The 1,069-nt window shown below is 62.9% G+C and carries 2 protein-coding genes and 1 pseudogene; all 3 read right to left on the bottom strand.

Annotation, left to right across the window (positions count from 1 at the left end):
• A partial coding sequence (locus AC5RWX_RS33670; protein ID WP_494100483.1) for a protein kinase family protein occupies window positions 1–363 on the bottom strand: 363 nt, incomplete at its 3' end.
• Window positions 363–917, bottom strand: coding sequence for a DUF3090 domain-containing protein (locus AC5RWX_RS33675; RefSeq protein ID WP_494100484.1), 555 nt, complete (start codon window positions 915–917; stop codon window positions 363–365). The genes AC5RWX_RS33675 and AC5RWX_RS33670, both read right to left, overlap by 1 nt.
• A gap of 24 nt (window positions 918–941) precedes the next feature.
• Window positions 942–1,069, bottom strand: a pseudogene (locus AC5RWX_RS33680) (histidine phosphatase); the annotation flags it as partial.

Here is a 1,069-nt window from a genome sequence, read left to right on the forward strand (position 1 = left end):
ATCCTGACCCTCGAGGACGTGTTTCCAACCGCTTTCCGGGACGTCGTCCGTTGAGACGAGGTCCACCGCGTTCTGGTCGGGGTCAGCCTCCTGCCAGAGCTGCACCATTCCCATGCCCAACGGACCATCGCGCAGCCACGTGAGTGGAACCACGTTCCAGCCAAGGACTTCCGAGACCAGGTAGGCCGCAACCTCACGGTGGGCAAGGAAGCCGTCGGGAAAATCCCACAGCGGTTTCTCCCCGGCTATCGGCTTGTAGACGACCGCAGTGTCGCCGATGCTGCCCAAAAAGGTGGCGTTCGACGCCGTCGTGATGCGGCCCGTGAGCGTCAGCTCGGCAGTCAGCAGATCGTGCGCAGGCATCAGACCTCGGGAAGGGTGCAGGCGTGCCCGTCGGCATCCACGGGATAGCCGCAGAGCGGGCATGCGGGACGCCCGGCACCCACCACCTCACGTGTGCGCTTAGCGAATGCGCGGGCGGTGCCAACCGGCATCCGCACCAGCAGCATCTCGGGCACATCAGCGTCATCGTCATCAAGCGATTCGCCGTTGTCATCAGCGCCGACATCGGTGATCGGGTATGCCTCTATTACCAGCTGCGCCGTCGTCGGGTCCCAGCCCAGGGTCATGGCCCCGGTTCGAAACTGCTCCTGAACCGCCTCGAGCTCGTCATTGTCGACGAGTTCGATGGGAGTACTTGCGGGAACGCTGAAGGGGTTGCCCTCGAGGGTGATGAGCTGATCGAGGATTTCGTCAATCTTCTCAGCGAGCTGGGCCGACTGCTGCTTCTCCAGGCCGATGCTCACGATCTGCTGCCCTGTGCGTACCTGAAGGTAGAACGTGCGTGACCCCGGAACGCCGATGGTTCCAACGACGACCCGATCGGGCCAGGCAAATTCATGAACACGTGTAGGCATAAGAGCATTTTAGGCACAGGCGCTTCATGGCGCCTGTTGCCCTGCACCGCCGCCCACCGGCGCATCTTCCGAATGAATACCCTTCGACAGCCAGGATAGATCCCCGGCGTCGGTGTTGGTCGCGTAGACGCTTGGCCGACTGGCGCTGTACC

The sequence above is a fragment of the Arthrobacter sp. SPT-J7 genome (genome assembly GCF_059089965.1).